This window comes from Vibrio sp. 10N.222.48.A3 (genome assembly GCF_041475345.1).
GTDB lineage: Bacteria > Pseudomonadota > Gammaproteobacteria > Enterobacterales > Vibrionaceae > Vibrio > Vibrio tasmaniensis_A.
This window is the reverse complement of record NZ_JBFRVX010000381.1, coordinates 1-7,051: the sequence shown is the minus strand read 5'-3', so window position 1 is coordinate 7,051 and position 7,051 is coordinate 1. Positions and strand designations below refer to the sequence as shown.

At 46.1% G+C, this 7,051-nt stretch carries 8 protein-coding genes; 2 read left to right on the top strand and 6 right to left on the bottom strand.

The window, feature by feature from the left end:
* Positions 1–103: 103 nt before the first annotated feature.
* Positions 104–1,894 (bottom strand): aminopeptidase P family protein, encoded by a 1,791-nt coding sequence (locus AB4653_RS11815; RefSeq protein ID WP_009848178.1) that lies wholly within the window; start codon positions 1,892–1,894, stop codon positions 104–106.
* Positions 1,895–2,016: 122 nt separating this feature from the next.
* Positions 2,017–2,958, bottom strand: coding sequence for a LysR family transcriptional regulator (locus tag AB4653_RS11810; protein WP_009848179.1), 942 nt, complete (start codon positions 2,956–2,958; stop codon positions 2,017–2,019).
* Positions 2,959–3,059: 101 nt separating this feature from the next.
* Here AB4653_RS11810 and AB4653_RS11805 point away from each other — a divergent pair, with 101 nt between their 5' ends.
* Positions 3,060–4,259, top strand: a complete 1,200-nt coding sequence (locus AB4653_RS11805) for a multidrug effflux MFS transporter (protein ID WP_032499284.1) — start codon at positions 3,060–3,062, stop codon at positions 4,257–4,259.
* Between the two features lie 102 nt (positions 4,260–4,361).
* Positions 4,362–4,643: a hypothetical protein gene (locus AB4653_RS11800; RefSeq protein ID WP_009848181.1), complete on the top strand. Its 282-nt coding sequence runs from the start codon at positions 4,362–4,364 to the stop codon at positions 4,641–4,643.
* An 85-nt stretch (positions 4,644–4,728) separates the two neighbouring features.
* Here the strand turns inward: AB4653_RS11800 and AB4653_RS11795 are convergent, their stop codons facing one another.
* The 4 genes from AB4653_RS11795 to AB4653_RS11780 form a co-directional block, all read right to left on the bottom strand.
* The gene (locus AB4653_RS11795) at positions 4,729–5,187 is read right to left on the bottom strand and encodes a DoxX family protein (protein WP_009848182.1); all 459 of its coding nucleotides are present in this window, start codon (positions 5,185–5,187) and stop codon (positions 4,729–4,731) included.
* Position 5,188: 1 nt separating this feature from the next.
* Positions 5,189–5,956 (bottom strand): DNA-binding domain-containing protein, encoded by a 768-nt coding sequence (locus AB4653_RS11790; RefSeq protein ID WP_009848183.1) that lies wholly within the window; start codon positions 5,954–5,956, stop codon positions 5,189–5,191.
* A complete protein-coding gene (locus AB4653_RS11785; protein WP_009848184.1) occupies positions 5,953–6,813 on the bottom strand; it encodes a DUF692 domain-containing protein in 861 nt (286 codons plus the stop codon). Before AB4653_RS11785 ends, AB4653_RS11790 begins: the two co-directional genes overlap by 4 nt.
* Before the next feature lie 64 nt (positions 6,814–6,877).
* A partial coding sequence (locus AB4653_RS11780; protein ID WP_102359345.1) for a DUF2282 domain-containing protein occupies positions 6,878–7,051 on the bottom strand: 174 nt, incomplete at its 5' end.

Below are 7,051 nucleotides of genomic sequence, written 5' to 3'. Positions count from 1 at the left end.
CTTAAACGATCGGCATTATACCCTTGGGTAGCCGTTTTGCTATTTGCTATTTAACTTATTAACCGAGCAAGTTTTTTGGTTCAGTTAAGCGCTTAGCGAAGCATTAAGCGTGAGCCAATGGAGTTGTCGATTGGCGTAACCATTCCAATGTATCACCTTCAACTAATGGGCTAACGTCGTTCCATACCTTCTGATGGTAGTCGTTCAGCCACGCCAGTTCAGGTCGTGTTAGCAAATCAACATTGATGTTGCGCTTATCGATAGGGCAACGAGTTAGCGACTCAAACGTTAGTACTGAGAAATCACCTTGAGTTGGAAGCTCAACTACCAATTCTAGGTTCTCGATACGGATACCAAACTCATCAGCACGGTAGTAACCCGGCTCGTTTGATAACACCATGCCTTCAACAAGAGGTACGTCGATAAGCTTCTTAGAGATGCTTTGTGGGCCTTCATGAACACTTAGGAAGTGACCAACACCGTGACCAGTACCATGATCGTAATCGAAGCCTTCTGCCCATAAGTGCTGACGCGCTAGGATATCCAGTTGGAAACCACGAGTACCCTGTGGGAAACGCGCACGTGCAATGCCGATGTGACCTTTAAGCGCTAATGTGAACTGCTGAATCATTTCGTCGCTTGGTTGGCCAATCGCGATAGTACGAGTGATGTCGGTTGTACCATCTAAGTACTGACCGCCTGAATCGACTAGGTACAGAGTATTCAGTTCTAGCTGACCAGGTTCAGGTTGGTTCTCATGGTTGTAGTGACACATTGCTGCGTTGCCGCCAGCCGCAGAAATGGTGTCAAAACTTAGATCCATCAGCGTCGGGTCTTGCTCGCGGAATGATTGTACTTTGTCAGCCAATACCGCTTCGTTGTGTAGGTTACCTTGCGCGACTTCTGCATCAATCCAAGATAGGAATTTCACCATCGCAACACCATCACGAATGTGACACGCCTTCATGCCGGCAATTTCAGTATCGTTTTTAGCGGCTTTTGGCATTAGACATGGGTCTGCTGCTTCAATGAGATGAGCGCCAGCGTTTTGAAGAACAAGCGTATACCAAGCATTACTTGTGCCTGAATCGACAGATACGTTTTTGCTTTCTAAAGATTGAAGGCGCGCTTCAAGCTCTGATGGGTGAGAAACGCGAATACCATTACCAACGTGCGCTTCAAAGCCAGCCGGGATGCGTGCTGGGTCTAGGAAGAAATCGACGCTTTCATCGGCGTGAATGATCGCGTTGGATAACACAACAGGTAGGCGAGATACGTCCAAGCCACGAATGTTAAGCAACCAACAGATTGAGTCTAGCTCGGTAAGGATAGCGGCGTCCGCACCTTTTGCTTTTAGTAAGCCAGCAATTTCAGCGCGTTTGCTCTCGCTTGATTGACCAACGGCGTCTGTTGCCATTAGGCGAACATCAGACACGACAGGCTCAGGGCGATCAGACCAAAGCTCATCAATTGGGTTTGCTGGGAGCGTTGTTAGCTCAACTTTCTCCGCTAGTTTTGCTTGTGCGCCTTTCAACCAAGCAGCGGTGTGCATGCGTGGGTCGAATGCAACCTTACTGCCTTGTGGCAATGAATTGATGATCCAATCTAAAGTCGGTTCTTCAATAAGGTGGCGATACTCAAATAACTCTGCTGGTACCTGCTTACGAACCTGAACGGTGTAGCGACCATCTACAAAAATAGCAGCAGTTTCACGAGTGATAACAGTGGCACCTGCAGAGCCAGTGAAACCTGTTAACCAGTGAAGTCGCTCGTTATGAGCGGGAACGTATTCACCTAGATATTCGTCTTCATGTGGAATGATAACGGCATCTAGGTTGTTTGTTTCAAGCCAAGCTCGAACCGCAGCAACGCGTTCAGCAGTGATATTGTGCATCTGTGTTTATCCTTATTGTTAGGGTCCTTGTTAACACTCACAGTCGATATACATGCGAGGGGACTTATTAGGTCAATAAGCTAGCGCTTTTGTTCGTTTGCTGCAAACGCTGTACGCCATTTTTATCTAAGGTGCAGAGTTTTTTCTTTGATGATATCTCGCAACCAAGTTAAGGCTGGGTCATTTTCTCTGTCACGGTGCCAAAACAAAGTGTATGCCATCGGTGGGAACTCCATTGGTAAAGGAACAACCACTAAGTCGAGTTGCTTAGCGACGAGGTAAGTAAAATGGCTTGGTGCGGTAAACACAAAGTCGGTGTAGGTACATAGGCTTGCAGCGCTATTGAAGTCTGGAACAGAAATAGCGATATCACGTTGGTGACCAAGATCAGCCAGTTTGTAGTCGAGCAGCCAGCGGTCGTTACCATCACACCTTACTTGTACATGACGCTGCGCAAGGTAGATTTCCAAATCCCATTTACCATTCAGAGCGGGGTGGTTGCGTCTTAGCACACACATCTGTGCGTCGCGGTAGATCTCTTGTTCGCAAATGTCGTCTGGCGGCAGCATAGTTAAACGCGCATCGTTGATGTCGATGTCTTTGCCAGTGAGTCCGATATCTAGTTCGCCAAGCTGCAGCTTCTTAAAGGTTTGTTCTGTCCAAGCATGGGTGTTGATATTGACCTTAGGTGCTTGTCGAAATATCGCCGGTAAGAAGTGCGGAAGAATCAGCGGGTAAACACTCTCAACGGCAGCAATATGAAAACTATGGTCACTGTTGTTGGGAATGAATGTCTCAGGCTGAGTGAGAACATCAAGTTGGTTGATCAACGTTTCTAACCGAGGCTTGAGGAAAACAGCTTTCGGTGTTGGTCGTAGGCCATGAGCACTTCGCGTAAAAAGGGGGTCATTAAATTGTTCACGAAGCTTGGCTAGCGACTTACTCACGGCTGATTGGCTCAAGCATAATCGGTGTGCGGTGCGAGTGACACTCAGCTCTTCCATCAGCACCTGTAAGCAAACCAATAGATTGAGGTCGAGGCGTGATAGTTTCTCGATATTCATGTGAGTTTCCTATTTGGAATAATGCTAATGAGTATATGCCATTTTTGTTCATATCTTTAGTTGGTTATTATGCACCTAAATTAACTCATTCGGAGAATCTTGTGCCTTCTAACGCGCTTCCAACCCCAAGTAAACTGCAGGTTGCTTTATTGGCAATGCTGGTTCTATTTAGCCCTCTGGCTATAGATATTTATCTTCCAGCTCTGCCACAAATTTCAACAGCGTTTCACGTGGAACACGCACTAGCACAAGATACGATTACTTGGTTTTTATTCGCCATGGGTGTCGGGCAATTATTTGCAGGCCCTTTGGCTGATAAGCTAGGACGTCGAACCGTTGCATTGGGAGGTGTTAGTATCTATGCATTGAGTGCTTGCTTGGCGTGGGCAGCTCAATCGATTGATATGATGCTAATAGCTCGGCTGCTACAAGGCTTAGGAGCTTGTGCGACTTCTGTAGCAGCCTTTGCGACGGTTCGCGATCTATTTGGTCCTGAGAAAAGTGGCCGTATGATCAGTTACCTCAATGGTGCAATTTGCTTTATTCCTGCACTAGCACCGATTCTTGGCGCTTGGTTAACTCATCAATTTGGTTGGCGTTCGAACTTTAGCTTTATGGCAGGCTTCGCAGTCGTTGTTGGCACTATCTTATTCTTCCAAATGAAAGAGTCTAACCCTGCGACAGAAAAGGTTGCGGTGTTCAAGCTTGAGCGATACTGGTCAGTATTGAAAACACCATCATTCCTTTTCCACGCAACCTTGTGTCTGATGGCGATGGCAGTGATTCTCGCTTATGTCACCTCTGCACCGGTTGTGTTGATGGAAAACCTAGGCCTGACCATGAAAGAGTTTACTTTCTGGTTTGGTGTTAATGCGGCCATCAACATTGCAGCAGCGTTTACTGCACCTAAATTTATGGACCGCTTTGGTACCTATAAAGCACTGGTCGTTGGTATCTCAACGCTGGGTTTAGCGGGCGTGATTATGTTAGTGCTTGCAGAACACGCTAGCCCAATTGCATTCATGCTGCCAATCTTCTTGTCTTCAGTGGGTTTTGCTTGGATTCTCGGTGCTGCTGCTGGTAAGGCTCTTGAACCTTTCGGTGACCGTGCGGGCACAGCTGCTGCACTGCTTGGCTTGTTCCAAATGAGTGGCTCAGGGCTGCTTGTTGGTACCATGCAACGCCTTGATTTAACGTCTCAAGTGATGATTGCGCTGCAAATGTTCCTTATTGTTCCTGCGTTGTTAGTGCTTGCGAGCAAAGCAGGCAAGTCGTGGCACACGACGTTTGCTAAGGCGTAAGTCTCAAGGGTGACAAAATATACAAATGGCGGTTTGCGAAACGTTAAAACATGGTATATTTGTCACTCATTGAAACGTTAGTCCCCAACGGAAAATACTGTAATGTCATTAACAACCTACGAAATGGCGCGCGTCTTAGAACAAATGGAAGATGCACCTGAAAAGGTCATGTTTGGTAAATTGCTTAAAGAGCTAGGCAACCAAAGTGAAGAGCGTATTCGCAGTGCGGCAAAACAAGTTCCAATCGATACTTTGCGAGACATCATTTACCAATTTCAGCGTGTGGTAGAGTCTCGTAAGGGTGAGCAGGTTCAGCTACTAGCAAAAGAGCTAGCCGAGCAAGGTATCTCTGCTGAAGAGCTACAAGCTTTTCTGAATAAGTAGTTTATCCCAGTTAAAAAGAAACCACTCAATTGAGTGGTTTTTTGCATTTTGGGGTATATCAATTTAGTGCGAATGAAAGTTCGTTCTAACCTCTAAACTGCGCTTTCAAAATTCTATCAAGTGAGAATGGCCCAGCGCCCCATACGACAACGATAAGAATCATTAATCCCCACAACTGATGATCATAGAAGCCTTGCGCCCATAACACTGGGTAAGACACAACCGCAATGATATTGAAAACGAACAGCACCGCTGCCATAGGTCGTGTTAATAGACCAAGCGCTAAGAATACCGGCAGAATCAATTCAGCTGCGGTGCCCATGTAGGCGGCTAACTCCCAAGGTAACAGTGGCACTTGGTATTCCAACTCAAACAAGTAAAGGGTGCTATCCCAAGTCGCTATCTTGGTTAGGCCAGAATTAAAGAATACCCACGCTACCCATAGGCGACAAAATAGCAGTAGCACCGGAACAAAGAGTGCTTGTGATTTCTCAATCAAACTGTCGTATTGAGCCATCATGTTTGTGACTGTGTTGTTATCCATATTATGTCTCCAATTCGGCATTGATTGAAAAGCCTGAGATGACGTTAAGCGCCATGACAGTATTCAGATGTTGTAGTAATGAAGGGGCTATCGCTACGAGCATTTGGCCTGATTGAAATTCGCGAAGTAGCTGATGGCATTCTTCACTCAAGTGATGACTATCAATCTGAGAATTATCGGCTCGTATTAACACCCCAAACTCAGGTTGGTTGATGTCTAACCCATCGAGTTGTTGCTGATAGATAGCGCGTTCAAGCGCGATAATCGTATAGTTAGAATTAATGAGCGTTATTGAATCTTTGAGATGAAAGACTAAAGCGCCTTGTTGCTCTGGTGGCACATCAGCTAAACCAGCAAGAGGACGTTGGTCGGCTTTTGATTCTGAAACGCTTCTCATCAAGCTGTCTTTGTTCCATTCATAAATAGCCACTTCGCAAAGGTAAGGTGCAGCCTCAATAACCGCAGGAAAGGCTTGGATGGTTTGTTCAAAGTGTTCACCGTAACCACTGACATCACCAGAGGTTAATGGATAACTTAAGACATGTTGACGAGCCATCTGTTGGAAGCACTCTTCGCCGACTAACATCTCGGTAAGTGGGTAGGTTGCAGCGAGTACCTCACTCAAGCTAATCACAAAGTTATTGCGATAAATCTGGATGCGCTGTTCATCAGTAAAGTGGTCGCTCACTATATCGCAATGCTCACCACTGTTTTGGTAGCGTAGGGCGTTAGCAAACTCTGATTGAACATCAGATAGGGAGTAGCTCATGATGCGCGACTCCTTTGATTGAACTTGTCGTGTTGATACAAGATGTCACTGGCTTTGGTTGCTTCAGCCAATAAGACTTGTGGCTCTGGGATATCTAGATCCCACTCAATCAAGGTATGGCGAGAGCTGTGCTTTGCTATCCACTGAGTATAAAGTTGCCACACTTCATCACAGACAGGTTTACTGTGGGTGTCTATCCAGATCTCACCTTGCTCGAGTTTCTTCTTAGTGAAACCTGCCAAGTGAATCTCTTCCACTTTGTCTGCCGGTATTCCACTTAGATACTCTTCACAGCTGAAGCCATGATTAAAAGATGAGACAAAAATATTATTGAAATCGAGCAGTAGACGACACTCGGTGCGCCTCTGTACCTCGGCTAAAAACTCCCACTCTGGGATGGTTGAATGCTTGAAGGCAAGGTAGCTCGATGGGTTCTCAATCAGCATAGGGCGTTGCAGGCTGTCTTGTACCTCGATGACATTGCGACAAAAGACCTCTAGCGCTTCTTCGGTATAAGGCAGCGGTAACAAGTCATTGAAGTAATGACCACTTGCCTGACTCCAACTGAGATGATCAGAAACTAAGAAGGGTTCGATATCATCAATGAGCTCTTTTAATTGCACAAGATGATGTTGGTTGATGCGCTCAACAGAACCTAGCGACAACCCAACACCGTGACAACTGATGTTGTGTGCGTGACGAATTTCTCTGAGTTGTTGGCGTTGCGGTGATTGAGCTAAGAAGTAGTTCTCGCTGTGAACTTCTAACCAACTTACTAAGGCTGGATTTTGGCTAAAGAAGTCCAAGTGCGGTGTTCTAAGGCCAACCCCTGCGTTGGGGTGAAGAGTTTGAGTCACAACGATTCTCCTAACAAGAAGTGGAGGTGAGCTGAATGCCAGCTCACCATACTAAGCAGCTCAATTATGATGATTGAGTATTACCACCTGATAATTTGCCACATAGTCCTTTAGGAACGACCACGAATGCATCGGATTGGTTGTCTTCTTTTGCTGTACCCGCACATGAACTTGTTTTGGTTGCACAATCATTTTGGCCAGCTTTTGCCACGCCGTAGCATTTTTCTTTTGCTGCTGC

What these genes read in the sequence shown, in the direction of transcription:
- AB4653_RS11815 (WP_009848178.1), bottom strand. Translation starts at nt 1,894, where the DNA reads ATGCACAATATCACTGCTGAACGCGTTGCTGCGGTTCGAGCTTGGCTT.
- AB4653_RS11810 (WP_009848179.1), bottom strand. Translation starts at nt 2,958, where the DNA reads ATGAATATCGAGAAACTATCACGCCTCGACCTCAATCTATTGGTTTGC.
- AB4653_RS11800 (WP_009848181.1), top strand. Translation starts at nt 4,362, where the DNA reads ATGTCATTAACAACCTACGAAATGGCGCGCGTCTTAGAACAAATGGAA.
- AB4653_RS11795 (WP_009848182.1), bottom strand. Translation starts at nt 5,187, where the DNA reads ATGGATAACAACACAGTCACAAACATGATGGCTCAATACGACAGTTTG.
- AB4653_RS11790 (WP_009848183.1), bottom strand. Translation starts at nt 5,956, where the DNA reads ATGAGCTACTCCCTATCTGATGTTCAATCAGAGTTTGCTAACGCCCTA.